Origin of the sequence: Streptomyces longisporoflavus, from assembly GCF_014649775.1 — a bacterium.
Lineage (GTDB): Bacteria > Actinomycetota > Actinomycetes > Streptomycetales > Streptomycetaceae > Streptomyces > Streptomyces longisporoflavus.
Map to the genome: position 1 here is coordinate 185,038 of NZ_BMTR01000014.1, position 23,945 is coordinate 208,982.

A 23,945-nucleotide genomic window follows, 5' to 3' on the forward strand; every position below is an offset into this window, starting at 1 on the left:
TTGCCGTGACGCTGCTCACGGCGACCGGGTTTGGGGAAGGTCATTCCGCCGGGATATGTTCGTGATCACTCGCCGAAAGAGCCCAGACCAGGCCAAATAGGCGAGTGAGTGCAATCAGTTCGCACGGGGGGATGGAGCCGGGTAACGGTGCGGGGCCTAAAGTGTCCAAGCCGTCGGCTCCGCGAACGCATGCCCTAATGCTCCATACCCCCCTTGTGCATGTACACAAGGGAAGACTACGTGAACCGCAAGACCATACGCATCGCGGGCGTCACCGCGATCGCCGCTCTCGCCATCGGCGTCGGCGGCGGTGTGGCCCAGGCCCACACCGAGGCCTCCGCTCCCCGCACCGCCGCGACGGCGCCGGTGAACCAGCAGCAGGCCATCAGGGACGCGGCCCGCGCCCTCCTGAACTCCGACATTCAGTACAGCGCCGCCGACCGCGCCGAGCTGAAGTCCATGGCGGACGGCCGGACCGGCGTCCAGCTCCGCGCGGGCGGCAAGTTCGGCCCGCTCATCAAGCTGCTCAGGAAGGTGCCCGGCTTCGCCAAGGCCGTCGCGGGCAAGTACGACGATTTCAAGAAGTGGTACAACGGCCTTTCCTGGTGGATCCGGGGTCCGCTGGCGGCCGCTGGTGTCGGCAGTGACCTGTGGGGAATTTGGCAGCTCTTTCACTGAGCGGAGCCGCTTGCCTGAGTGAGTGAACGGGAGCGTCGCACGCGCGATTACGACGTGTGCGACGCGCCCCCCATTTGTCGCTCGCTCACTTTGTCGCTCGCTCGCTTTCCCCCCACATTGATCCGAAAGGCCTGACCATGAGCAGCAGTGAGTCCGCGTCCGACCGCCCCGTATCCGAGAACTCCGTATCCGAGAACCCCGTATCCGAAAGCGCGGGCGCAAAAGAAGGAAAGGCGCCGGGATGGTTCCCCGCACTGTTTCTCTTCGGCGTGGTCTCCCTCGTCTTCCGTTTCGGCGGTATCTGGTCCTGGTGGGCCCTGCTCTGGGCGCCGGTGTTCCTCGTAGCCGTAGGGATATCGGCGTACGAGTGGCGGCTTGTGGCCCGTAACCGGTGGCGTATGCCTGCCGGGGAATGGATTCTCCTTGCCGTAGCCCACGCGGGATGCGCCGCTTCCCTCGCGGTCATGCTCGGCGTCCTGCATTACTAGACACTGCCGAACCAGACACTGCCGAACCAGAAGCCGCCGAACCAGAAGCCGCCGAAGCGCATTGCGGCAGCCCCGCACGCCTACGTACGGTCACAGCTATGCCTCGCACCCCCCTCCGCCCCGCGTCCGAGTTTCTGGCCACGCTCGGCCGCGGCTATGTCCGCAATGCGCCCGGCTCGCTGCTCAAGGCCCCGCTCTCGGGCCGGTTTCTGAATCCGTATCTGCGCGACCATCCGCGGCAGCGCGTGGTCGAGGCGAGGTTCGGCGCCCGGTTCGCCTGCGATTCCCGCGACCTCATCCAGCGCTACATCAGCCTGTACGGCGTGTGGGAACCGCACATGACGCGGTGGCTGCAGAGCCGTCTCGGCGCCGGGGACACATTCGTCGACGTGGGCGCGAACATCGGCTATTTCGCGATTCTGGGTTCGCGACTCGTCGGCCGCACCGGACAGGTGGTGGCCGTCGAAGCGTCGCCCGCCTTCCACGACCGCATGCGGCAGCACGTCAGGCTCAACGGCTGCGGCAACGTCCGCACGGTCAACGAGGCGGTCTCCGACAGCCACAAGAAGCTGACCTTCGTGCTCGCAAGCTCGAACAACATGGGCGCGAACTCGATCGTCCCGTACGACGGTCCGGCCGAGTCGAGCTTCGAGATGGCGGCCCGCCCCCTGCCGGAGATCCTGCACGAGGACGAACTCGCCGCGGCCCGCGTGATCAAGATCGACGTCGAGGGCGCGGAGGGCGCGGTGATCAGGGGCCTGGCACCCGTCCTCGGCCGGCTCCGCCCGGACGTGGAGATCGCCGTGGAGGTCACTCCCGACCGTATGGAGCAACTCGGCGACTCCATCGACGAGTTGCTGGCGACCATGGCGGAGCACGGCTTTCGCACCTACCGCCTGCCCACCGACTACAGGCCGGAGAACTACCCCCGCGCCCTGCGCGCCCCGCAACCGCCGGAGCGCTGGCGCGGCCCCGTCGTCGGCGAGAGCGAGCTTGTCTTCTCCCGCGTCGATGCGGAAACGCTGGGCTGACCTTGTCCTGATCGCCTCCGTCCGCGCCTCCGTCCGCGCCTACGTCCGCGCCTTGAGGTCCCGGTCGAACGGCAGATCCAGCATCCGGATCGCATTCCCGCGCAGCAGCTTGTACGCCACCTCCTGCGGCAGGTGGCCGACGTGATCCTCGGCCACCTGCTTCGTGTTCGGCCACGTCGAATCGACGTGCGGATAGTCGGTCTCGAAGGTGGCGTTGTCGACGCCCACCGTCTCGATGGAGTCGACACCGTGCTTGTCGCGGAAGAAGCAGCAGAAGATCTGCCGGTAGTAGTACGTGGACGGGGGCTCCGGGATCAGGTCCTTGACCCCGCCCCAGGCCCGGTGCTCCTCCCACACGTCGTCGGCCCGCTCCAGGGCGTACGGAATCCACCCCATCTGCCCCTCGCTGTACGCGAGTTTGAGGCGGGGGAATTTCACCAGGACCCCGGAGAAGAGGAAGTCCATCATCGAGGCCATCGCGTTGTTGAAGCTCAGGGACGCCTGCACGGCCGGGGGCGCGTCGGGCGACGCCGCCGGCATCTGCGACGACGAACCGATGTGCATGTTCACGACCGTGCCGGTCTCCTCGCACGCCGCGAAGAACGGGTCCCAGTAGCCGGAGTGGATCGACGGCAGCCCCAGATACGTCGGGATCTCGCTGAAGGTCACGGCCCGCACGCCGCGCGCGGCGTTGCGCTTGATCTCGGCGACGGCGAGGTCCACGTCCCACAGCGGGATGAGGCAGAGCGGGATCAGCCTGCCGCCGCTGTCACCGCACCACTCCTCCACCATCCAGTCGTTGTACGCCCGCACGCAGGCGAGGCCGACCTCCTTGTCCTTGGCCTCGGAGAACGTCTGGCCGCAGAAGCGCGGGAACGTCGGGAAGCAGAGGGAGGCCTCGACATGGTTCATCTCCATGTCCTCGACGCGGGCCTTGGGGTCCCAGCAGCCGCGTCGCATCTGCTCGCGCGTGATGCCGTCGAGCGTCATCTCGTCCCGCGAGAATCCGACGGCGGCGATGATGCGCTTGTACGGGAAGATCTCGCCCTCGTACTCCCACCAGTCGGTGAGCTGCCCTTCCGGGTCGGTCGTGAACTTGTACTTGCCGCCGATGTACGCGAGCTCGCCGATACCTGCGGTGAAGGGCTTCGGGCCCCGGTCGCGGTACTTGGCCGGGAGCCACTTCTCGAAGAGGTGCGCGGGTTCGATCACGTGGTCGTCCACGCTGATGACGCGGGGGAGCTCCTTGGCCCCGACCTCGGTGTTGTCCACTGCTGTGCCCCCTACTACCTGCCGGTTTACCTGAGCTGCATCTGACGACCCATCAGATTGAGGTTATGGGCTCACCCCGGCAACGGCAACAGCCCGACTCAAACTTGACCCCTTGCCTGACCCCTCGCTTGACCCCTTGCACGTTCGGCCCGCATCCGCTGAACTGACGCCCCATCAGATCGAGGGAGGGTGCCGGATGGAGACGATGTGGCTCAGCGGAGCCGAGTGGCTCGCCGTGCTCCGGATCGGGCTCGGCCTGTGGTGGCTGGAGAGCTGGCGCCACAAGGACAAGAAGACCTGGTTCACCGGCGGCGGGATCGGCTGGGCCGCGGGCATCGCGGACAAGCACCGCTGGGCTTTCGTGCGCTCGGGCTTCGACGTCGTGGTGAAGCCCCGGCCTCGCACGATGGCGTACGTCGTCGCCTACGCGGAACTGGCCCTCGGCCTCGGCCTGATCGTCGGATTCCTCACGCCGATCGCCCTGGCCTGCGGTTTCGTGCTGAACCTGATCTACCTGGTGCTGATGATCCACGACTGGGGCGAGCAGGGGCAGAACCTGATGATGGCGCTGATCTCCGCGGTCGCGCTCTTCGCGATGAGCTGGCAGGTCTGGTCACTCGACCACGCCTTCGGCCTCTTCACGTAGGCGCGTCGTCTCGCGCTCCCGCGACTCTGACCTGTTGAGCCGCGACTCTGGCCCGTTGAGCCGCGACTCTGGCCTGTTGTACGGCGACGTGCCACCCTGCCCGACACATCCGCCGTCCACCACCGTGGGCCAACGGAAGAAACCGGGCGGACCGAGACCGGAGGAGGTGCCGGTGAACGCGCATGACCACGCAGAGCAGGAACCGACGTCCGTAAAGCCCAAGGCACCGCACGCCACAACCCTCAAGGCGCTGCACGCCGCCCGTGCGGAGAGCGCGGCCGCGCGGGCGGCAGCCCTCAGCCACTACGTGGAGCAGGCCTCCGCCGGCGACACGGACGCCGCCTGGAAGGCGGCTCACGCGGCCCGCGTGGCGGCGCAGGCCCTCGCCGTACTCTCCGAGAGCGGCCCCGACCCCGCCGCGGATTCGCGCTGCGCGCGGAACGCGTCCGCGTCCGCGGCACAGGCTTCCCAGATGGGCCAACTCGTGGACGGCGAAGCCGAATCGGCCGCTCACGCGTGCCGGGCCGCCCTCAAGGCCTCGCAGGCGGCCGGAGCAGCGGCCGCGGCGAAGCCTCCGGGCGGTGACGAAGCCCTGAACGCCGAAGCCGACGCGGCGGAGAGGGCCGCGGTCGCGGCGGCCGAAGCAGCGGGCTGGATCCGCCCCGGCGAGAGCGTCCCCGCCGTGACCACCGGCGTACGAAGCCCGGAAGTGATGTCCATGATGCACCTCTGACTCACCCCCGCCCCTGCTCCAACCCCGGCCCATTCCCACCCACTTGCCCCGCACCTACGCCACCTTCGGCGCCGCCCGCATCCCCACGTAGCAGCACTCCGTGCCGTCCGTCAGTGTCGAGAAGACCACCGGCATGTAGTCCTCGCTGAACGAAGGGCCCGCGCCCGATGCCGCGAAGACCTTGTCCGACACCGGAGTCAGGTCCATGTCCAGGGGCGGGGAGAATTCCGCCATGCCGTCGACGAATTCGTAGCGCAGCCGCGCCGGGCCGCCCTCCGCCGCGGCGGCCGAGACCGTGATGACCACGCCCTCCCGCTTGTACGTCCCAGCAAACGGGCTCATGTCCACCACCGGCGGCACCTCGGCGGGGGCGAACGCCTCCGGCATCGCTACCCCCGCGAGCTCGCTCAGGAGCTCGCGGAACAGCGCCGCGTAGAGCTGGCGCGCTCCCCCGCCGTTCGTGAGGAGGACCACCGCCACGCCCGCCTCCGGGACCACACGCAGGTATCCGTACTGGCCGATCGAGGCGCCGTCGTGGCCGTAACCGGGGATGCCCTCCCAGTCGTAGAGCGTCCAGCCCAGGCCCCAGCCGTCCGCGCTGACCGTCCACTTGTCGGGGACGTCGACCTCGCGCCGCTGCATCCGCGCGACCGCGTCGGCGGACAGGATGCGGGTGCCGTCCGGGGCGGTGCCGCCCGCCAGGTGCATGCGGGCCAGGCGCGCCACGTCGCCCGCGGTGACCAGGACCCTGCCGTACGGCCCCGCGGAGCGCGGCATCAGGTCCCAGGCAGGCGCCGGGTCGGGGTACTGGCCGGGCTCGCCCAGGTGACTCATCGCCACGCGGAAGCTGAGCGCTTCCTCGGGCAGCGTCATCGAGTGATCGAGGCCGAGCGGGGTGAAGAGGCGGTCCTTCAGTGCCTGGTCCCAGGTCTGGCCGGTGACGACCTCGATGACGCGGCCCGAGGACGTTGTACCCGAGGCTGCTGTACGAGACCGCAGTGCCCGGCGGGCAGTCGAGGGCCACGCCCTTGCTCGCCTCTACGTAGCGGGCCAGGCAGTCGTCCCCGCGCCCCGCATCGTAGGTGAAATCGCAGGTCAACCCGCTGGTGTGGGAGAGCAGCCGACGGATCGTGATGGCCGCCGTGGCCTCCGGGTCGGCCGTCGCGAACTCCGGCACCACGGAGACGACCGGCGCGTCCAGGTCGAGCTCTCCGGAGTCGACGAGCTGCATCACGACCGTCGCCGTGTAGACCTTGGCGATCGATCCGGACTGGAAGACGGAGTCCGTCGTGACCTCCACGCCGGTGCCGCGGTGCAGCACGCCACTGGCCAGCTCGTGCAGTTCGCCGCCGGCCAGCACGGCCAGGGCGGCGCCCGGCACGTGGTGCGCGGCGCACAGCTCGTCGAGCCGGGCCTGCCAGCGCTTCATCGTGTCCTGCTTGTTCTCCGTCACGAGTTCCCCTCCGTACGCCGTTCGCTTCTCCGCACACTGTACGGTCACCGCACAGTGTGCGCAATGGCGGACTGCGATGTATACCCGCCGCCCCGTTCCGCTCGCCCTTCCGTGGTGCCACCATGCGGAGTCCAGAGGTGTCGAGGGGTGTTCGAGGGGTCCCTCGACGGGGGCGGGGCGGAGGAACGAATGGCAGAGGTGTTCTTGCGGCGGCTGAGCCGCTGGCAGGCGGAACAGCAGCGTGAGGCGATCGCCGACGTCTATGTCGAGGCCTACGAAGGAGTCCCCGGCGCCGAGTACCGGGACCGGCAGGGGTTTCTGCGTAACTTCGAGAACGCCGTGCAGCGGGCCGACTTCGACATGGTCGTCGCCGACGCGCACGGCATGATCGGTTGCCTCTACGGCTACCGCGCCGCGCGCACCGGCGACTGGTGGAAGGGATACCGCGGGGTCCTGCCCCCGGAGGTCGAGGAGGGCACGGCCGCGGGCCGGGTCTTCATGCTCACCGAGCTGATGGTGGTGCCCGCCTACCGGCGCCAGGGCGTATCGGAGCGCCTGCGCACGCTGCTGCTCTCCCGGCACGCCACGGATCTGATCGTCTCGGTCATCAAACGGGACGACGATCTGGGACGCGAGGTCCTGCGGTCCTGGGGCTGGACGAAACTCGGGGAGTTCGACCGGGGCGAGTCCGGCTCGTCGGCACCGCCCCGGCGGGGGGAGACCGGGACGCCGGGGCCTGACGAGCCGGTGATGTGGGAGGGGTGGATGCGGCCGATGCCCTGAGCGGCGCCCGCACGAAACGGCCCCGCGCTCACGCCGCCGCCTTGCTCTCCCCGCTCGCCTCGCTCGCGTCGTTCTCCTTGGTCTCCTTGGTCTCCTTGCTCGCCTTCAGCGAGTACATGAGCGGGATGCGCGGGCGGTCCATGGGGTACCGGTAGGCGCCCTCGCGGAGTTCGAGGGCGCCGAAGCGCGCGAAGAGTGTGGTGTCGTGCTCGTGCAGGAAGTCGATGCGCAGGCCCGCCGACGCCAGGGCCGTGACGACCTCGCCGATCGGGTGCTGCCATTCCACGCTGCGGTTGTGGACCGTGGGCGTCGTCATGTCCGCGTAGCCGCCGGGAGCCTCGTCGATCCAGGCGTCGCGGGCGAAGTAGTCGTACTCGATCCGGGAGCCGGTGGCGTCGTCCAGGATGTCCGCGAGCGGATGGAACTCGGAGAGGTACAGGAAGCCGCCGGGTGCCACGAGCGCTGCCGCCGTCTCGGCCCACCGCTGGATGTCGGGGAGCCAGCACAGCGCCCCCACCCCGGTGTAGACGATGTCGTACGAGGAGTCGGGCACCGCGTCCGCCGCGTCGTACACGTCGGCGGCGACGAAGGACGCCTGGTCGGGGGTGAGGCCGAGTTCGGCGGCGAGGTCGCGGGCCGCGTCGACGGCGGGCTCGGAGAAGTCGAGCCCGACCACGCGGGAGGCGCCGTGGCGCGCCCAGGAGAGGGTGTCGAGACCGATGTGGCACTGGAGGTGGAGCAGCGAGCGCCCGGTGACGTCACCGACCTCCGCGAGCTCGAAGCCGCGCAGCGGGTCCTTGCCGGAGCGGAAGGCGTCGAGGTCGTAATAGTCGCTGGCGAGGTGGAGGGGCACGCGCTCGTCCCAGCGTCTTCGGTTGGCCTCGCGCCAGTCGGGGGGCGTCGGTGAGTACATGTCCGAAAAGTTATCCACAGGCTGGGGACCCTCGCCAGCGGATTGTCGGCGTGTGCGTGCACTATGGGGTCCATGAGCGACTTGGGTGCGGGTGCAGTGGATACGTCGGGTGCGAGTGCGGGCGAGGGCGCGGGCGATGGCGTCGGGATGCCGGACTGGGAGAAGCGGTTCCGTGCGCCGCGGGTGTCGCTGCCCGACTGGGCCGAGGACGCCCCTGACCGCTCCCTCTTCGTGTCGAACGCGACGGGGACGTACGAGCTGTACGCATGGGACCGCGCCACCGGCGAGCAGCGCCAGGTGACCGACCGGCCGAACGGCACGACGGACGGCCTCCTCTCGCCGGACGGCGAGTGGATCTGGTGGTTCAACGACACGGACGGCGACGAATTCGGCGTATGGATGCGCCAGCTCTTCTCGGGCGGCGGCACGGACGAGCCCGCGGTGGCGGGCCTCGAAGCCTCGTATCCGGCGGGCATCGCCCTCGCGCGGGACGGTCGGATGTCGGTCGTCGGCCGCTCCACGGACGAGGACGGCTCGACGATCCATGTCGTACGAGCGCCGGGCGCCGACCCCGTCGAGATCTACCGCCACCGCGAGTCCGCGGGCGTCGGCGACCTCTCCCACGACGGCTCGCTGATCGCCGTCGAGCACACGGAGCACGGCGACGCGATGCACTCCACCCTCCGGGTGATCAGGCCGGACGGCTCGACGGTCGCCGAGCTGGACGACACCGAGGGCGGCACGGTCGAGCTGGGCCTCGAAGTCCTCGGCTTCGCGCCGGTCGCCGGGGACACGCGGCTGCTCGTCGGCCATCAGCGGCGCGGCCGCTGGGAGCCGATGGTGTGGGACGTGGCCTCGGGCAAGGAGACGGACCTGGCGCTCGACCTGCCGGGCGACGTGAGCGCCGAGTGGTATCCGGACGGCTCCGCCCTGCTCATCGCGCACAGCTTCGAGGCCCGCAGCGAGCTGTTCCGGTACGTGTTCGCCTCCAGTGAGCTGATCGAGATCGAGACGCCCGCGGGCTCGGTGTCGGGAGCGACGGCACGGCCGGACGGCAGCGTGGAGTACCTGTGGTCGTCGGCCGCCGAGCCGCCGGTCGTGCGCTCGACGTCGGGCGGCGTCGTGCTCGACCCGCCCGGCATGAAGGCCCCGGCCTCCGTGCCGGTCGAGGACGTCTGGGTGGAGGGCCCCGGCGGCCGGGTCCACGCCCTCGTACAGAAGCCGGCAGGGACGACGGGACCGCTCCCCACGGTCTTCGAGATCCACGGCGGCCCGACGTGGCACGACAGCGACGCGTTCGCGGCGGGCCCCGCGGCCTGGGTGGACCACGGTTATGCGGTGGTCCGCGTCAACTACCGCGGCTCGACGGGGTATGGCCGCGAGTGGACGGACGCCCTCAAGCACCGGGTCGGCCTGATCGAGCTGGAGGACATCGCGGCGGTGCGGGAGTGGGCGGTGACGTCGGGCCTCGCGGACCCGGCCCGCATCGTCCTGGCCGGCGGCTCCTGGGGCGGGTATCTCACGCTGCTCGGCGTCGGCACCCAGCCCGACGCATGGGCGCTCGGCCTGGCCGCGGTCCCCGTCGCGGACTACGTGACGGCGTACCACGACGAGATGGAGGCCCTGAAGGCCATGGACCGCACCCTCCTCGGCGGTACGCCCGAGGAGGTCCCCGAGCGCTTCGAGGCCTCGTCCCCGCTGACGTACGTGGACGCGGTCAAGGCCCCGGTCTACATCTCCGCGGGCGTGAACGACCCGCGCTGCCCGATCCGCCAGATCGACAACTACGTGGACCGGCTCAAGGCCCGCGGGGCGGTGCACGAGGTGTACCGCTACGACGCGGGGCACGGCTCGCTCGTCGTGGACGAGCGGATCAAGCAGGTGCGCCTGGAGCTGGACTTCACCGAGCGGCACCTCCGCTAGCCGTCGCCCTCGCCGGCCGGACCGGCGGACCCAACAGCAGGAACCGGTACACACCCCGCGGCCCGTCTCCCGCAGGTGCCCCCGTACCGTGGGGGTGTGTACCGGTTCCTGCTGACGCCCCGATGGTGGGGGATCAACGTCTTCGTACTGCTGGCCATCCCCGTCTGCGTCTTCATGGGGTCGTGGCAGCTGGGGCGGTTCGAGGACCGCGTCGAGGCGCATGACGCCGCGCAGGCGCAGGCGGACGAGAAGGCATCGCCCGCGCAGTCGCGGGCGAAGGCCAGGCCGCTGGACTCGCTCCTCCCCGTGGACCAGGAGACGTCCGGGGAACGGGTGTCGGCCTCGGGCCGGTACGGAAAGCAACTGCTCGTCCCGGACCGGGAGTTGGACGACAGGTCCGGTTACTACGTCCTCACGCTCCTGCGCACCGACACCGGCAAGGACCTGCCCGTCGTGCGCGGCTGGCTCCCCGGTGACGCGAACGCGGCGAAGGCCCCGGCCGCGCCCTCCGGCGAGGTCACCGTGACGGGCGCGCTCCAGGCCTCCGAGAGCCCCGGTTCCAACGGGGTCAGCGCGGCGGGAGGGCTGCCGTCCGGTCAGCTCGGCGCCATCAGCGCGGCCTCCCTGGTGAACGTGGTCCCTGGCGATGTGTACGACGCCTGGGTCACCCTGGACAAGGGTGACTCCGGGATGAAGGCGGTCCCGGCGACCGCACCGGAGAATTCCGGGCTCGACCTCAAGGCCTTCCAGAACCTCGGCTACACCGGTGAGTGGTTCGTCTTCGCGGGCTTCGTGGTCTTCATGTGGTTCCGGCTGTTCCGGCGGGAGCGGGAGTTCGCCCGTGACGCCGCCCTCGGACTACTGCCGGAGGAGTCAACGCCGGAGGCTACGGCAGACGGGCCGGAGGCTACGGCAGACGGGCCGGATGCCCGCCATCCAGCCCGCCCGTAGCCCGTAGCCCGCACCGCAGGCCGCAGTAGAACGCCGCCGGCTACGGAAGAAAGCCGTCGGCTACGACGCCGACAGCATCCCCGTCCGGTAAACCGTCCCCGCACACGCGTTGGTGATCGTCGCGCCCGCAGCGGGCGAGCCCTCCGGTGCCACCAGGGACACCGTCACTCCGCCTTCGACGACGCCGCCGTCCTCGCGGACCATCTGCGGCACGGTGTTGTCCGGCGTTCCGCCCTCCGAGCCCCCGCCTTCGGTGGGCGACGGGTCGGGAGAAGGCTCACCGCTGTCGGTCGGACACCCCTCGGACGGCACCCAGGCGAACTTCACCTCGTACGCCGCCCCCGGTGCGAGGACCAGCGAGCTGACCGCCTGGGACGGGTCCGGCAGGCCCGTGGCCGCGTCGCCCGCCACATGGTCGACGACGCCGATCTTCGCGGGATCGGCCGCCCCCGTGGTCGACGTGCTCACGCTGCCCGCGGCGCTGACCGTGCAGGTGCTCCCGGAGACGTTGGCGATCCGGAAGGTGCCGTACACCTTGCCGTCCGCCTCTGCCGGCCCCGCGCTACCGCTCGCGTTGCCGAGCTGGTCCACCGCACAGGCGGGCGAGTCGGCGGATTCCGTACCCGCCGGGTCGGGGCCACCTGTCGCGCCGTCGCTGGCCGCACCCTTCCCCTTGCCGTCCTTCTTGTCCTTCTTGTCTTTCTTGTCCTTGGACTTAGAGGGGCTGGAGCCGCTGCTCTCGCCCTTCTCGCCACCGCCGGGACCCTTGCCCTCGCCGGAGCCGCCCTGCGTCTGCTCGCTGTTGCCCGCTATCGACGGCCGGTCGTCCGCGCCGCTGCCGGAGTTCGTGACGTGCACGAGAGCGGGGATGGCGGTGCCGATGAAGAGCGCGGCGGCTGCCATACCGACCACGGCCTGACGCTTGCGCGCCCGCCGCGCGGGCACCGCGTGCCGCAGCCGCTCCAGGGCGTGGTCGTTCGGCTCGATCTCCTGGACGGCCGAACGCATCATCCGGCGCAGCGCCAGCTCGTCGGACTCCTCGCCGCCCCCGCCCCCGCCTCCGCCGAAGACGCCTTCGAACGCGGACGCGGTCGTGGTCTCGGACGCGGATTCGGACTCGGCGGACTCGGACTCGGCGGGCTCGGACTCCGCAGACGCGGACTCCACAGGCTCGCCCCCCTGCTCGCCCGGAGCAGCGTCCCGCTCCCCCAGATCGCCCTGCTCGCCGTGGCCGTGCTTCACAGTTCCGTCCCCAGCATGCTGCTCAAACTCGGCGTTCTCGTCGCGCTCAAGCGCATCGCGCCCACGCTCCTCACGCTCACGCGCATCGCGCTCACGCCCGTAATCGTGTTCGTGCTCGTGCCCGCTCATGCCGGTGCCTCCATGGCGACCCGCAGAGCCGCGATCCCCCGCGATCCGTACGCCTTCACCGACCCGAGCGATATGCCCAGGGTCTCGGCCACCTGCGCCTCGGTCATGTCCGCGAAGTACCGCAGGACCAGGACCTCGCGCTGGCGGCGCTGGAGACCACGCATGGCCTTGATCAGCTCGTCCCGCTCCAGGAGGTCGTACGCCCCCTCCTCCGCGCTCGCCATGTCCGGCATCGGCTTCGAGAGGAGCTTGAGGCCGAGAATCCGGCGCCGCAACGCGGACCGCGAGAGGTTCACGACGGTCTGCCGCAGATAGGCGAGGGTCTTCTCCGGGTCCCGCACGCGTTTGCGCGCCGAGTGCACCCGGATGAACGCCTCCTGCACGACGTCCTCGCATGAGGCCGTGTCATCGAGAAGCAGCGCCGCAAGCCCGAGGAGCGACCTGTAGTGGGCGCGGTAGGTCTCGGTCAGGTGGTCGACTGTGGTGCCCGCGCTCATCGTCTCCTCAGCGCCCTCGCGCTGCGTGGGGATGCGGGCCGATCTCGTGGTGGGCATGGGGGCGATCACCGGCATGCCGGCGGGCGCACGGGGACGGCGAGGCGGACGCAGGAGCGCGCTCCTCGCCTGAACCGCTGTGAAATCGAGTACCTCTGCCACGCCTGTTGGACACGCTTACCCCCTGGAGGGTTGTACGCATCGCGCGGCGCGTTTGCGGCAGGCATCGTCGCCATTGGTGACGATGCATCAAATGCCCCCATGCGTACCAGCTCTTCCCCTATGCCCAGTTTTCGCAGCGTTCAGGTCACACCCCTGGAGGGCGATCGCAAAGACGCGCCCCGCCCAGCTGCCGGTTGCAGTGGACGGGGACGAATATTGCGAATCTTCGAACGCGGCAATGGTCCAGTTCAAGCGATCCTGGCCACCAAGTTGGACACAGAACTTACACAGTTCGCACAAACGCTTTCATGCCGGGGACCATCCAGGCCCGGTCAGGCCCGGTCTATACCAGTCTGCCCCGTCAAGAAGTGAACTCCCCCGCCACCAGCTCCGCGATCTGGACCGTGTTCAGGGCAGCCCCCTTGCGCAGGTTGTCCCCGCACACGAAGAGCTCCAGGGCGGTCGGATCGTCGAGCGCGCGCCGCACCCGCCCCACCCACGTGGGATCGGTCCCCACCACATCGGCGGGCGTCGGGAACTCCCCCGCGGCCGGATTGTCGAAGAGCACCACGCCCGGCGCGGTGGCCAGGATCTCCCGGGCCCGGTCCACCGTGACCTCGTCCTCGAAGCGCGCGTGGACGGTCAGCGAGTGCGTGGTCACGACCGGCACGCGTACGCACGTGGCCGCGATCTTCAGATCGGGAAGGCCGAGGATCTTGCGGGACTCGTCCCGCACCTTCATCTCCTCCGACGACCACCCGTCGTCCCGCAGCGTCCCGGCCCACGGCACCACGTTCAGCGCCACGGGCTCCGGGAAGGGACCGGTGTCGTCCCCGACGGCACGTCGTACGTCGCCGGGGCTGGTGCCGAGCTCCGAGCCGGCCACCAGCTGCATCTGCCGCCGCAACGTGTCCACACCATCGCGCCCCGCCCCGCTCACGGCCTGGTACGAGGAGACGATCAGCTCGCGCAGACCGAACTCGGCGTGCAGCGCGCCGACGGCCACGATCATCGAGAGGGTCGTGCAGTTGGGATTGGCGACGATGCCGCGCGGGCGTACGCGCGCGGCATGCGGATTGACCTCCGGGACGACCAGCGGCACGTCCGGGTCCATCCGGAAGGCGGCGGAGTTGTCCACGACGACGACGCCCTTGGAGGCCGCGACGGGAGCCCACTGCTCGCTCACCTCGTCGGGCACGTCGAACATCGCCACGTCGACGCCGTCGAAGACGTCCTCGCCAAGCGCGAGGACCTCGACCTCCTCACCGCGCACGGCCAGCTTCCGGCCGGCCGAGCGCGGTGAGGCCACGAGTCGGATCTCGCCCCAGATGTCGGCGTGTTGCGACAGGATCTGGAGCATGACCGCGCCGACGGCCCCGGTCGCTCCGACGACCGCGAGCGTCGGCTTTTTGGTCATCGCCCGGTGCCCCCATAGACCACGGCCTCGTCCGTGTCGGAGTCGAGGCCGAAGGCGGTGTGCACGGCACGCACGGACTCGTTCGCGTCATCGGCGCGCGTCACGACCGAGATGCGGATCTCGGAGGTCGAGATCAGCTCGATGTTCACGCCCGCGTCGCTGAGCGCCTCGAAGAAGGCGGCGGTGACGCCGGGGTTCGTCTTCATGCCCGCGCCGACCAGCGAGATCTTGGCGATCTGGTCGTCGTAGCGCAGGGAGTCGAAGCCGATGTCGGCGCGGGTCTTCTCCAGCGCGTCGATCGCCTTGCGGCCCTCGGTCTTGGGCAGCGTGAACGAGATGTCCGTAAGACCGGTCGAGGCCGCCGACACGTTCTGGACGATCATGTCGATGTTGACCCCGGAGTCCGCGATGGCGCGGAAGATCGAGGCGGCCTCACCCGGCTTGTCCGGCACGCCGACGACCGTGATCTTGGCCTCCGAGGTGTCGTGCGCGACACCGGAGATGATGGCCTGCTCCACCTTGCGGTCCCCTTGCGGTTCGTTGCTGACCCACGTGCCCTGCAGTCCCGAGAAGGACGAGCGGACGTGAATCGGGATGTTGTAACGGCGCGCGTACTCCACACAGCGGTGGAGCAGCACCTTGGACCCGGAGCTCGCGAGCTCCAGCATGTCCTCGAACGAGATCCAGTCGATCTTCCGGGCCTTCTTCACCACACGGGGGTCGGCGGTGAAGACGCCGTCCACGTCCGTGTAGATCTCGCAGACCTCGGCGTCGAGCGCGGCCGCGAGGGCGACAGCGGTCGTGTCGGATCCACCACGCCCGAGCGTGGTGATGTTCTTGCCCTCCTGGCTGACACCCTGGAATCCGGCGACGATGGCGATGTTGCCCTCGTCGATCGAGTTCCGGATTCGGCCCGGCGTGACATCGATGATCCGCGCTTTGTTGTGGACGGAGTCGGTGATGACACCCGCCTGGCTGCCCGTGAACGACTGGGCCGCGTGACCCAGGTTTTTGATCGCCATGGCAAGAAGTGCCATGGAGATCCGCTCCCCGGCGGTCAGCAGCATGTCGAATTCACGCCCGGCAGGAATCGGGGATACCTGTCCGGCAAGATCGATCAACTCATCCGTCGTGTCACCCATGGCGGACACCACGACAACGACCTGATGGCCGTTCTTCTTGGCGTCGACAATCCTCTTGGCGACCCGCTTGATGCCCTCGGCATCGGCTACGGAGGAGCCTCCGTACTTCTGCACGACAAGGCTCACGTGCGCTCCTCGCTCAGTCCGTCTCTTACCGCACTGCTGCGGTCGGCTCAGTCTAACGAGCGGCCGAAATTCGCCTCGCTGATATCACATGGTGAGATGTCCCGCCCACCAGGTGATCATCGCCGGGCATACGCCCCGCTGCTCGGGACGTACGTTCCGACCGCTCGGCTTGGCACATGCCCGTTTGCCCGTGGGCCACTCCGGAAAGTGGGGCGGGTCACAGGTCTCACAGGTTCCGTGGCCCCCGTGTTCCCTGGCCTCAGCCCGCGTAGTCCTCGGGTTTCCCGGTGTTCAGTCGGTCGGTACGCCACCGCGCCCCACCGGAAGCCCCGCCGCGCGCCGCAGCTCCGCCACGCGCTCGGTGACGTCCACTACGGCGTCCTCCGCTGCGGCGTCGTCCGCTGCGGGGCGGGGGCGGGCGAGGAACGTGTCCGGGATGGGGGCGGCCCGCCGGGCTTCCGCCGCCGCGTCCGCCTCGCACTGCTCGCAGCCGCAGGACTCCGTCTCGGCCCGGCACTCGACGCAGATGCCCTTGATCAACTTCACGGACGTCTCGGGCTCTTCGCAGAGCCCGCAGACCATGACGGCACGGGTGACGCGGACGCGGCCACGGGTCTTGGGGTTCGGCTTGGGAGGCATCTTGCTCTCCAATCGGGTACGGGCGAGACCGCCCGGGTTGGTGACGGTGGACGGAAGCCCGCTGGTGAGGGCGAAGGTGATGTCCTGCGCAGTGGCCCCGCGCTCCAACCACTCCGCCGCCCGCGACTCCAACTGCTTGCACTCCCCCTCGGAGAGGGCCATGCGCCGGTCGGCGGCGCGGAGGCTCGCGAGGGCGCGGTAGGCGGGGGTTTCGGCGTGCTCGGGGTCCCCCGGGGCCCCGGCGTTCTCGGTGGGCGGGGCGGCGTCCGACTCCGGGGTCGGCTCCGGCTCCGGGGTCGGCTTCGGCTCGGGGGTCGGCTCCTCGGCGCGGGCGAGACCGGACCGGTGGTCGTGCGTGACGTCCTGCCCGTGCCGGGCGCGGGCGAACTCGGCCCACCACTCCTCTGACCAGCGGATACGCGACCAGTACGTACGGGTGACCCAGCGCATCGAGCTGTCCTCGACGGTGAGGTGCTCCTTGATCCACCGGAGATGCCCGGCCTCGGTCAGCCGCCGCAGGGAAGTGCGGATGGCCTGCTGGCCGTACAGGGGATGGACTGCGGCAAGGTCCTTGTAGCCCATCGCCGCGCCGTCTTCCAGATGATCGACGAAGAAGGCGATATCGGCGTCACGCGGATGCAGATGCGCGAAATCCGCGTCCGTGTGCGGTTCTTCGTCATCCGCAAGGCGCTTCCCGTAGCCCGTTTTGGCCATGGGGTGGGACGGGGAGGGCAGGACAGGATTACGCTTGACGTAAGTCACGGTCGACCTTCATTCGATCCGTAGAACTAGGCCCCGGGTTTGGTGTTGGCGCACCGCCGGGGCTGTTCTATTGCCGCGAACGTAGGCCGCCTTTACGCTGCGGCGCAAGCTGACTACGGAACGTCACTCTTGAGGGTGACGACCAGCTCAACTCCCCTTTCGGGCCGGTTGGTTGGTTTCTACCTACCTACCAACCCAACCCAGGGAGGAGCTCGGGACTCGGGGTCCGGGGCCCGGGGCTCGGAGCTTGAGCTCCGGGGTGAACTGCTTTATCGAGAACGGGTGGCGTACGCGAGAAAGGCGGACCAGGCGGGCGCCGGGACGGTCAGGCGGGGGCCGGTCATCGGGGAGAGCTTGGAGTCGCGTACGTGGATGGCGGCGGGGCAGGGGGCTATCTCTACGCAGGCGCCGCCTTCGCTATCGCTGTACGTGGACTTACGCCAGTCGAGGGCGACTTCGACGCAGTCGCCACCCTCGGAGTTGCTGAAACTCGATTTGAACCAGGTCAGCTGCTCGCTCACGCTTCCTCCGCCATCCGCTTGATGAAGAGGGCCGACTCCTCTGTACCGAGGGCCTCCATGCGGATCATGCTAAGTCGCTCGATGTGCGAACTCACCACCTCGGGCTCAGAGGTCAGCACGCTCGCCGATGGCCCCTCAGTGAATGCCAGGCGTTCACGATCCCGAGTCTCCAGCAGCACCATCGGTCCGAGCAAGGCGGCCGAGATCACCCGGGCAAACGGCAGGACCTGTACGGAGATGTTGTTCCGACGCCCGATGTCGAGCAGGCGCAGCAGCTGCCCCTCATCTGCCTGGGGAACCCGGAGCGCCGCCTCGTACACGACAAAGCTGATCGCTACCGGCGGTGTACGAGTGAGGAGTTCCTGTCGCTCCAGCCTCGCCGCCACTCGCCGCTCGACCGTCTCCTCGTCGAGCGGCGGACAGTGGTTGCCGATCAATGCCCTCGCGTAGGGCTCCGTCTGGAGCAAGCCGGGGATCAGCCCGAGCTCATACCACCAGAGACTGACCGCCTCTCGCTCGTACTGCATGAAGTCCTGGGCCCGAGCAGGAAACTTCTCCGCTCTCACATAATCCTTCGCCGCACTCAGCAGCCCCTCCGCATGACACAACTCGTCGGCCGCATCCAGCACCCGAGCGGTCGGCATTCGTACGCCCTGCTCCATGGCCTTGATGGTGTCGGGCGAGTAATTGGAGGCGGCGCCCAACTCCTCGCGAGTAACGCTGGCCCGCGTGCGCCAGCGCTTCAGCTGGTTCCCGCCGTAACGCCAAGTCGGGTTGTACTGAACGGACACAACAACCCCCTCCGGCGGATACACCGCGTTGTGTATCCCCTCAGTCACTACCGAGAGTAGCCCCGCGCAACGCACCGTGTGGCCATGACGAACGCAATTCACTGGCCCGAGTGGGTGCCCATGGCGGGGCACCATCTCCGCGTGTCCGGCGTCCATTTCGACGCCGTGCGTATCCAGGGCGCACAAGGAGAAGTGGTCGCGGCGCGGCTGATCGCGGAGGCGCGGGGCGACGCCGGGCCCGTCATCCGGGAGATGTCCGGCGCTCGGTGGATGTACTTCCTGGTGGCTCCGGGCACGGTCGAGGACCACGCCTGGCCGCTGGGCGTACAGCGCTTCGGCATGTCGCGCACCGTGACGTACATCGGGGTTCCGGCGCTGGCGGGGAACACGTGGCCGCTGGGTTGGTACAGCGAGCCGACGCCCGCGACGCCGTACGTGGAGCCGGAGCGGTTGCTGGCGGCGCTGGGGGTGGTGGATGTCTGAGTTCTGGACTATTCTGAAAACTCAACTAGTCGGGAAGGCGGGGCACATGGCGGAGGTCAGTTCCGCGTGGCTGCGGGCGGCGTTGCCGTTGTGCCTGCTCGGGATGTTGGAGCGAGGAGAGAGTTATGGGTACGCGCTGCTTCAGGACTTGAGCGCGGCCGGGTTGGCCAATGCCAAGGCGGCCACCCTCTATCCGGCCCTGACCAGGCTGGAGGAGGAAGGCGCCGTCGCCATCCGCTGGAGTGCGGGCGAGGGCGGGCCCGGGCGGAAGTACTACAGCCTCACGGACGCGGGGCGCGAGCGGCTGGTCGTGGAGTACCGCGCTTGGCGCGACTTCGACGGTGTGGTGACGGCCTTGGCCGGTGCAGGAGATCAGGGAGAACCGGGGGAACACGATGATGCGCACGGACGGCAGGTCGCAGAAACAAAAGCAGGAGCAGAGGCGGGAGCAAGAGCAGAAGGCTGACTGGGCCAGCGGCGATGACGCGAGGTGGGCCGCCGAGTTCGAGCTCACGTTGGCCGTCGAGCACTCGCCGCCGGACGGGCTCGCCGAGCAGGTGCTTGAGGAAGCCCGGCTGACTGCCGCCGAGGCGGGGATACCGGTCAGGGAGGTCTTCGGCGACCCCGCCGCGTATGCGGAGACGGTGGCCGCAGAGCGGATCGACGAGGCGCACCGCAGCTCCGTCGACCTGGAGGGCTTCGCCGCCGGTGACCGGTTCACCAGCTCGTTGCTGATGGCCGGTGGGCAGGTCTTCCTGTTCGGCGTCGTGTTGTGGGTGAGCGGCGGGCTCTGGATCGATGTCGGCTGGGCCACGGGTGGTGCGGGCCTGCTGCTCACGGCGCTCATGGTGCTCGTCACCGGTGTCGTTCCGGAGCTGCGGGCGGCGGGGCGGCTGCGGGCGGGGAGAGTGGCCGGCGTCTGCGCCGCGGTGCTCGTCCTGGCGTGCGCGGCGGGGTTCACCGTCATACCGCGCGGGCCCCAAGTGAGCGTCCCGGCCCCGGCGTTGTTCGTCGTCGGCGTGCTGCTGGCCGTGCTGGGGTGGAATCTCTCTCCTGCTCGCGTCGGGCGCTGGTTCCGCGACCGGAAGGCCGTGCCTTCCGAGGGGATACGGGCGGACGACGACGAGGCCTGGCTGGCGCGGTTCTCCGCGTTGCTGCGCGGGCGGCACAGGGTGTCCGCGGCGGAGGCCGCCCGGTGCGTGGCCGAGGCGCGGGACCATCTCGCGGCTTCGGGCGGACGTGCGGCGGAAGAGTTCGGGGACGTCGAGGTCTACGCGCTACGGCTCAGCGAAGGGCCTCAGAAGCCACGGCGTGCGGCACGGGCCGAGGTGGTGCCCACCGTCCTGTTCACCGGGGGGCTCATCTGGTGGGGCGTCGACCTCGTCAGCGATCCGCAGTTCTCGTCGCTCTGGTTCTGGGCCAAGGTCGCCGTGCTGGTCGCCGGCGCATGGGCCTGGGTCACGACGACGCGGACCCTGTGGCAGAAGCTGCGCCCCGCCCGCGCGGGTGGCACGGACGGGGCGAGCAACGCGGGCAGCACAGGCGGCATAGACGGCAGGGCCTGATCCGGGCGGCGGTGGCGGCCCCGGACAGGGTCGGTTACTGCACCGAGCGCAGGCCCAGGGGCCCGGCGATCTCCTCTGCCATGACCTTGCCGGCTGCTTCGGCGAGGGCGTCGTCGGCCAAGTCCTCGTCCGTGTCCAGGCCGTCGAGGTCTTCGAGGGGCTGGTTCAGGCGGATGTGGGCCACCAGGGACTGGAGGGCCCGCAGGGCACCCGAGGCCGTGGAGCCCCAGTTCGAGAAGTACGAGAACTGCCACCACCACAGGGCCTCTGTCGTGCGGCCCGCGCGGTAGTGCGCGAGGCCGTGGGAGAGGTCGGCGACGACATCGGCGAGGTCGTCCGAGATACGGCAGGCGACCGGCGCCTTGCGGGGTTCGTACGGGTCGAAGACCTCGGAGTAGACGTCGATCGGCTCCAGCATGGCGGCCAGGCGTTCGCGCAGGTCGTCCACGTCGCGCTCCGGGCCCAGGTCGGGCTCGTAGCGCTCGTCGGGGACGATGTCCTCGTGGGCGCCCAGACGTCCGCCCGCGAGGCAGAGTTGGGAGACTTCGAGGAGGAGGAAGGGGATCGCCGAGTCCGGCTCGTCGCCCTTGGCCACCTCCGTCACCGCGACGATGAAGCTCTCGATCTGGTCCGAGATCTGCACCGCGAAGGAATCCGGGTCCTGGGCGGCGGCGTGCAGGAGGACTGTCTCTTCCGGCTGCGGCTCGGACGTTGGCTTCGTGGACGTCGGCTTCGTGGACGTCGGCTTCATGGAAGTCGTGGACTTCTCAGGCTGCTTCTCAGACATCTAGGAGTCGTCTCCCCTCGAAGGCGCGGCCCAGGGTGACCTCGTCCGCGTATTCCAGATCTCCCCCGACAGGGAGGCCGCTGGCCAGGCGGGTGACCTTCAGGCCCATGGGCTTGATCATGCGCGCGAGGTACGTCGCTGTGGCCTCTCCCTCCAGGTTGGGGTCCGTGGCGAGGATCAGCTCGGTGACCGTGCCGTCGGCCAGGCGCGCGAGCAGTTCCCGTATCCGCAGGTCGTCCGGGCCGACGCCCTCGATGGGGCTGATCGCCCCGCCCAGTACGTGGTATTTCCCCCGGAACTCGCGCGTACGCTCGATCGCCACGACGTCCTTCGGCTCCTCGACGACGCAGATGACGCTGAGGTCGCGGCGCGGGTCGCGGCAGATGTTGCAGAGCTCTTCCTGCGCGACGTTGCCGCAGGTCGCGCAGAAGCGGACCTTGTCCTTCACCTCAAGGAGGGCGTGCGCGAGGCGGCGTACGTCCGTCGGCTCCGCCTGCAGGATGTGGAAGGCGATCCGCTGCGCGCTCTTGGGACCGACGCCGGGCAGCCTGCCCAGCTCGTCGATGAGGTCCTGAACCACGCCTTCGTACACGGGGTGCCTTTCCTGTCCTGCTCTTGTCGGGGTATCACGCTCTGGTACGTACGGTAGTTGGCCTCCGGCCCTCTTAGAAGGGAAGGCCGGGCGGCCGCTAGAAGGGGAGGCCGGGGATGCCCCCGCCGCCCAGGCCCTGCGCGAGCGGGCCCAGCTTCTGCTGCTGGAGCGCCTGCGCGTTCTCGTTCGCCGCCTGGACTGCCGCGACGACCAGGTCCGCGAGGGTCTCGGTGTCCTCCGGGTCGACCGCCTTGGGGTCGATCACCAGGCCGCGCAGCTCGCCGGAGCCGGTGACCGTCGCCTTGACGAGCCCGCCGCCCGCCTGGCCTTCCACCTCGGTGCGCGCGAGCTCTTCCTGCGCGGTCGCGAGGTCCTGCTGCATCTTCTGGGCTTGCTGGAGCAGCTGCTGCATGTCGGGCTGGCCACCACCGGGGATCACGATCAGCTCCTGTCTCGAATGTTCTGGGTGTTCTGGGATGGTCTGTGCGGGTATTTACGGTGGATATTCCACCTGGAACGAGCCTACGTGGTCGGGGGAGCCATCGCCCCAGCACTCTTTCGAGTGAGGTCAGCCGTCTTCCTATACCTGATCAAGCGCCTCTTCCGGGCGGAAATACCGCGAATCCGGCCTCCCGGCCACCCATTGGGCGGTAGGACTGGGGCTGCGCATGACTTCAGTCGCACGTAGAGGTAGTAGGGAGGGGAGTGCCGGGTGAGCCAGCCGGAGATGCAACCCGAGGGGGCACCCCGCGAGGGGCAGGGTGCCGGGGCGGGTGCGCAGCAGGACGTCTCCCGGCTCGGAGATCTGGCGGGGCGGCCCTTCCCGCTCGGCGACTGGGGAGAGCCCGCGCAGCGGCTCGACGAGCTGTACCGGTGGGTGGAGCAGGGGGCGCTCGACACCGTGCGGTGGTATCTGTCCGACCGGGCGTGGAAGCGGCGCGGGGCGCGGCTCGCTCGTTTCGGGGCGGCGGCGGGGGCCGTGGGCGCGGGGGTGCTTCCGCTGCTCGATCTGGCGGGGGCGGTGCAGGGTGTTGCCACGTGGGGGTTCGTCTCGCTGCTCGCGGGGGCCGCGTGCGTGGGGTGTGACCGTTTCTTCGGGCTCACGTCCGGGTGGATGCGGGACATGGCCACCGCGCAGGCCGTGCAGCGGCGGCTTCAGGCGCTCCAGTTCGACTGGGCGTCGGAGAGTGTCCGGGAGGTTCTCGGGCCCACCGAGGGGACTGCAAGTGAGGCGGCCGAGCGGTGTCTCGGGGTGCTGCGGCGGTTCTCCGAGGAAGTGACGGAGCTGGTGCGGGCGGAGACGGCGGACTGGATGGTGGAGTTCCGCTCCGGGCCCGCGCCGCTCTCCATGCAGGCGGCGGTCCCTGCCTCCCGGGGGGAGGCAGGGAGTCCCCTCCCCGCGCGGGCCCCTTTGCCGCCGGGGGCCCGGCCGAACATGCCTCGGCAGCGTCCGCCCGAGCCTCGGTGAGGACCAGGTGAGGACCATGGGGCTTCGCCCCCTGGACCCCCCGAAAAGATGGCCTCAAACGCCGGCCGGGCTGAATTTTCCCCCGCGCATCAGCTGTAGATGATCATCGAGCCCTGCGCCAGGCTCCGGGTCGTGGCCGCGTGCAGGCCCAGCCATACATGGCGTTCTCGCGCGAAGGGGCTGTCGTCGGGGGGAGCCGGGGCCGCCGGTTCCTCCAGGGATGTGGGGGCCTCGGGCGGGGTCGGAGGGCGCGGCGGGTTCGCCGCGTCGATGCCGATCGAGGGGGCCACGAATTCCAGCTCCCGCAAAAGCGCGTGGGACGAGCCGAGCGGGCCGCCCCCCGAGAGGAGTTCGTCGTTCGAGAGAGGGGCGGGAAAGTCCACGGGGACATACGCCCCCGCGTGGTCGTAATGCCAGACCAGGTGCGACTGCTGGGCGGTCGAGTCGAACATCTCCAGCAACTGCTCGTAGTCCCCGCCCAGTTCGTCCACCGGCGTGACCTCAAGGCCGCAGACCTGGAGCAGGTAGGCCCGGCGCAGGAAATGCAGCGCGTCGTAGTCGAAGCCGGCCACCGGGGCCACGTCCCCGGACAGGCCGGGCATATAGGCGAAGACGGGGACGGACGGCAGTCCTGCTTCGTGCAGCGCCTTGTCGTAGACCGCGATCTCCTCCGCGAACGGATTGTCGGGGCTGTGGCACAGCACGTCGACGAGCGGGACCAGCCACAGGTCACAGGCCAAGGGGGCTCCTCAGG

General features: G+C 69.5%; 26 protein-coding genes and 1 pseudogene. 12 read left to right on the forward strand and 15 right to left on the reverse strand.

Features of this window, described 5'->3' with window-relative positions; genetic code table 11:
• Positions 1-240 precede the first annotated feature (240 nt).
• The 3 genes from IE226_RS27430 to IE226_RS27440 all read left to right on the forward strand — a co-directional run bounded on the left by IE226_RS27430 (position 241) and on the right by IE226_RS27440 (position 2,197).
• Positions 241-678 (forward strand): hypothetical protein, encoded by a 438-nt coding sequence (locus tag IE226_RS27430; protein WP_190084064.1) that lies wholly within the window; start codon positions 241-243, stop codon positions 676-678.
• Positions 679-815: 137 nt separating this feature from the next.
• Positions 816-1,166, forward strand: coding sequence for a hypothetical protein (locus tag IE226_RS27435; protein WP_190084065.1), 351 nt, complete (start codon positions 816-818; stop codon positions 1,164-1,166).
• A gap of 98 nt (positions 1,167-1,264) precedes the next feature.
• Positions 1,265-2,197, forward strand: coding sequence for an FkbM family methyltransferase (locus tag IE226_RS27440; protein ID WP_190084066.1), 933 nt, complete (start codon positions 1,265-1,267; stop codon positions 2,195-2,197).
• A 39-nt stretch (positions 2,198-2,236) separates the two neighbouring features.
• Here IE226_RS27440 and IE226_RS27445 read toward each other — a convergent pair whose 3' ends face one another.
• Positions 2,237-3,469 carry an amidohydrolase family protein gene (locus tag IE226_RS27445; RefSeq protein ID WP_190084067.1) on the reverse strand — a complete coding sequence of 411 codons (1,233 nt, stop codon included), beginning with the start codon at positions 3,467-3,469 and terminating at the stop codon, positions 2,237-2,239.
• A gap of 196 nt (positions 3,470-3,665) precedes the next feature.
• Between IE226_RS27445 and IE226_RS27450 the strand changes: the two genes are divergently transcribed.
• Positions 3,666-4,115 carry a DoxX family protein gene (locus tag IE226_RS27450; protein WP_190084068.1) on the forward strand — a complete coding sequence of 150 codons (450 nt, stop codon included), beginning with the start codon at positions 3,666-3,668 and terminating at the stop codon, positions 4,113-4,115.
• A gap of 172 nt (positions 4,116-4,287) precedes the next feature.
• Complete coding sequence (locus IE226_RS27455; protein ID WP_190084069.1) at positions 4,288-4,848, forward strand: hypothetical protein; 561 nt, start codon at positions 4,288-4,290, stop codon at positions 4,846-4,848.
• Between the two features lie 54 nt (positions 4,849-4,902).
• Here the strand turns inward: IE226_RS27455 and IE226_RS27460 are convergent, their stop codons facing one another.
• Together IE226_RS27460 and IE226_RS45120 are read right to left on the reverse strand one after the other, a co-directional pair.
• A complete protein-coding gene (locus IE226_RS27460; RefSeq protein WP_308429548.1) occupies positions 4,903-5,847 on the reverse strand; it encodes a serine hydrolase domain-containing protein in 945 nt (314 codons plus the stop codon).
• A gap of 19 nt (positions 5,848-5,866) precedes the next feature.
• Positions 5,867-6,277: pseudogene (locus IE226_RS45120) on the reverse strand (serine hydrolase domain-containing protein); the annotation flags it as partial.
• A 213-nt stretch (positions 6,278-6,490) separates the two neighbouring features.
• On the opposite strand from IE226_RS45120, the gene IE226_RS27465 reads away from it, so the two are divergent.
• Positions 6,491-7,084: a hypothetical protein gene (locus IE226_RS27465; protein ID WP_190084070.1), complete on the forward strand. Its 594-nt coding sequence runs from the start codon at positions 6,491-6,493 to the stop codon at positions 7,082-7,084.
• Between the two features lie 28 nt (positions 7,085-7,112).
• Here IE226_RS27465 and IE226_RS27470 read toward each other — a convergent pair whose 3' ends face one another.
• Complete coding sequence (locus IE226_RS27470) at positions 7,113-7,997, reverse strand: class I SAM-dependent methyltransferase (protein WP_190084071.1); 885 nt, start codon at positions 7,995-7,997, stop codon at positions 7,113-7,115.
• 147 nt (positions 7,998-8,144) lie between these two features.
• Between IE226_RS27470 and IE226_RS27475 the strand changes: the two genes are divergently transcribed.
• Positions 8,145-9,920 (forward strand): S9 family peptidase, encoded by a 1,776-nt coding sequence (locus IE226_RS27475; protein ID WP_229871579.1) that lies wholly within the window; start codon positions 8,145-8,147, stop codon positions 9,918-9,920.
• A gap of 96 nt (positions 9,921-10,016) precedes the next feature.
• Positions 10,017-10,871, forward strand: coding sequence for an SURF1 family protein (locus tag IE226_RS27480; protein ID WP_190084073.1), 855 nt, complete (start codon positions 10,017-10,019; stop codon positions 10,869-10,871).
• A 60-nt stretch (positions 10,872-10,931) separates the two neighbouring features.
• Here the strand turns inward: IE226_RS27480 and IE226_RS27485 are convergent, their stop codons facing one another.
• The 7 genes from IE226_RS27485 to IE226_RS27515 all read right to left on the reverse strand — a co-directional run bounded on the left by IE226_RS27485 (position 10,932) and on the right by IE226_RS27515 (position 18,296).
• A complete protein-coding gene (locus tag IE226_RS27485; protein ID WP_229871569.1) occupies positions 10,932-12,242 on the reverse strand; it encodes a hypothetical protein in 1,311 nt (436 codons plus the stop codon).
• On the reverse strand, positions 12,239-12,898 hold the full coding sequence (locus IE226_RS27490) for a SigE family RNA polymerase sigma factor (protein ID WP_190084074.1): 660 nt from the start codon (positions 12,896-12,898) through the stop codon (positions 12,239-12,241). Before IE226_RS27490 ends, IE226_RS27485 begins: the two co-directional genes overlap by 4 nt.
• A gap of 361 nt (positions 12,899-13,259) precedes the next feature.
• Positions 13,260-14,315: an aspartate-semialdehyde dehydrogenase gene (locus IE226_RS27495; protein ID WP_190084075.1), complete on the reverse strand. Its 1,056-nt coding sequence runs from the start codon at positions 14,313-14,315 to the stop codon at positions 13,260-13,262.
• Entirely contained in the window at positions 14,312-15,583 is a 1,272-nt protein-coding gene (locus tag IE226_RS27500) for an aspartate kinase (RefSeq protein WP_190084076.1), read from the reverse strand. Before IE226_RS27500 ends, IE226_RS27495 begins: the two co-directional genes overlap by 4 nt.
• Before the next feature lie 291 nt (positions 15,584-15,874).
• Positions 15,875-16,984, reverse strand: coding sequence for a hypothetical protein (locus IE226_RS27505; RefSeq protein ID WP_229871570.1), 1,110 nt, complete (start codon positions 16,982-16,984; stop codon positions 15,875-15,877).
• A gap of 269 nt (positions 16,985-17,253) precedes the next feature.
• On the reverse strand, positions 17,254-17,505 hold the full coding sequence (locus tag IE226_RS27510) for a DUF397 domain-containing protein (protein ID WP_190084077.1): 252 nt from the start codon (positions 17,503-17,505) through the stop codon (positions 17,254-17,256).
• Positions 17,502-18,296 (reverse strand): helix-turn-helix domain-containing protein, encoded by a 795-nt coding sequence (locus tag IE226_RS27515; protein ID WP_229871571.1) that lies wholly within the window; start codon positions 18,294-18,296, stop codon positions 17,502-17,504. The genes IE226_RS27510 and IE226_RS27515 overlap by 4 nt, the downstream gene beginning before the upstream one ends.
• An 84-nt stretch (positions 18,297-18,380) precedes the next feature.
• Here IE226_RS27515 and IE226_RS27520 point away from each other — a divergent pair, with 84 nt between their 5' ends.
• The 3 genes from IE226_RS27520 to IE226_RS27530 are packed head-to-tail and all read left to right on the forward strand — an operon-like array spanning position 18,381 to position 20,344.
• A complete protein-coding gene (locus IE226_RS27520; RefSeq protein ID WP_229871572.1) occupies positions 18,381-18,779 on the forward strand; it encodes a hypothetical protein in 399 nt (132 codons plus the stop codon).
• Between the two features lie 46 nt (positions 18,780-18,825).
• On the forward strand, positions 18,826-19,245 hold the full coding sequence (locus IE226_RS27525; RefSeq protein WP_190084080.1) for a PadR family transcriptional regulator: 420 nt from the start codon (positions 18,826-18,828) through the stop codon (positions 19,243-19,245).
• Positions 19,175-20,344: a hypothetical protein gene (locus IE226_RS27530; protein WP_190084081.1), complete on the forward strand. Its 1,170-nt coding sequence runs from the start codon at positions 19,175-19,177 to the stop codon at positions 20,342-20,344. The genes IE226_RS27525 and IE226_RS27530 overlap by 71 nt, the downstream gene beginning before the upstream one ends.
• A 34-nt stretch (positions 20,345-20,378) precedes the next feature.
• On the opposite strand, the gene IE226_RS27535 is transcribed toward IE226_RS27530, so the two are convergent.
• From IE226_RS27535 to IE226_RS27545, 3 genes are all read right to left on the reverse strand, one after another.
• Positions 20,379-21,131, reverse strand: a complete 753-nt coding sequence (locus IE226_RS27535) for a DUF5063 domain-containing protein (RefSeq protein ID WP_229871573.1) — start codon at positions 21,129-21,131, stop codon at positions 20,379-20,381.
• Positions 21,124-21,723, reverse strand: a complete 600-nt coding sequence (gene recR / locus IE226_RS27540; protein WP_030781910.1) for a recombination mediator RecR — start codon at positions 21,721-21,723, stop codon at positions 21,124-21,126. The genes IE226_RS27535 and recR overlap by 8 nt, the downstream gene beginning before the upstream one ends.
• 97 nt (positions 21,724-21,820) lie before the next feature.
• Entirely contained in the window at positions 21,821-22,162 is a 342-nt protein-coding gene (locus IE226_RS27545) for a YbaB/EbfC family nucleoid-associated protein (RefSeq protein ID WP_190084082.1), read from the reverse strand.
• A 273-nt stretch (positions 22,163-22,435) separates the two neighbouring features.
• Between IE226_RS27545 and IE226_RS27550 the strand changes: the two genes are divergently transcribed.
• Complete coding sequence (locus IE226_RS27550; RefSeq protein ID WP_190084083.1) at positions 22,436-23,191, forward strand: SLATT domain-containing protein; 756 nt, start codon at positions 22,436-22,438, stop codon at positions 23,189-23,191.
• Positions 23,192-23,280: 89 nt separating this feature from the next.
• Here the strand turns inward: IE226_RS27550 and IE226_RS27555 are convergent, their stop codons facing one another.
• Complete coding sequence (locus tag IE226_RS27555; protein WP_190084084.1) at positions 23,281-23,931, reverse strand: putative DNA-mimic protein; 651 nt, start codon at positions 23,929-23,931, stop codon at positions 23,281-23,283.
• Between the last annotated feature and the right edge of the window lie 14 nt (positions 23,932-23,945).

What these genes read in the sequence shown, in the direction of transcription:
- IE226_RS27435 (WP_190084065.1), top strand. Translation starts at nt 816, where the DNA reads ATGAGCAGCAGTGAGTCCGCGTCCGACCGCCCCGTATCCGAGAACTCC.
- IE226_RS27440 (WP_190084066.1), top strand. Translation starts at nt 1,265, where the DNA reads ATGCCTCGCACCCCCCTCCGCCCCGCGTCCGAGTTTCTGGCCACGCTC.
- IE226_RS27450 (WP_190084068.1), top strand. Translation starts at nt 3,666, where the DNA reads ATGGAGACGATGTGGCTCAGCGGAGCCGAGTGGCTCGCCGTGCTCCGG.
- IE226_RS27465 (WP_190084070.1), top strand. Translation starts at nt 6,491, where the DNA reads ATGGCAGAGGTGTTCTTGCGGCGGCTGAGCCGCTGGCAGGCGGAACAG.
- IE226_RS27470 (WP_190084071.1), bottom strand. Translation starts at nt 7,997, where the DNA reads ATGTACTCACCGACGCCCCCCGACTGGCGCGAGGCCAACCGAAGACGC.
- IE226_RS27475 (WP_229871579.1), top strand. Translation starts at nt 8,145, where the DNA reads ATGCCGGACTGGGAGAAGCGGTTCCGTGCGCCGCGGGTGTCGCTGCCC.
- IE226_RS27485 (WP_229871569.1), bottom strand. Translation starts at nt 12,242, where the DNA reads ATGAGCGGGCACGAGCACGAACACGATTACGGGCGTGAGCGCGATGCG.
- IE226_RS27495 (WP_190084075.1), bottom strand. Translation starts at nt 14,315, where the DNA reads ATGACCAAAAAGCCGACGCTCGCGGTCGTCGGAGCGACCGGGGCCGTC.
- IE226_RS27520 (WP_229871572.1), top strand. Translation starts at nt 18,381, where the DNA reads ATGACGAACGCAATTCACTGGCCCGAGTGGGTGCCCATGGCGGGGCAC.
- IE226_RS27525 (WP_190084080.1), top strand. Translation starts at nt 18,826, where the DNA reads ATGGCGGAGGTCAGTTCCGCGTGGCTGCGGGCGGCGTTGCCGTTGTGC.
- IE226_RS27530 (WP_190084081.1), top strand. Translation starts at nt 19,175, where the DNA reads ATGATGCGCACGGACGGCAGGTCGCAGAAACAAAAGCAGGAGCAGAGG.
- IE226_RS27535 (WP_229871573.1), bottom strand. Translation starts at nt 21,131, where the DNA reads ATGTCTGAGAAGCAGCCTGAGAAGTCCACGACTTCCATGAAGCCGACG.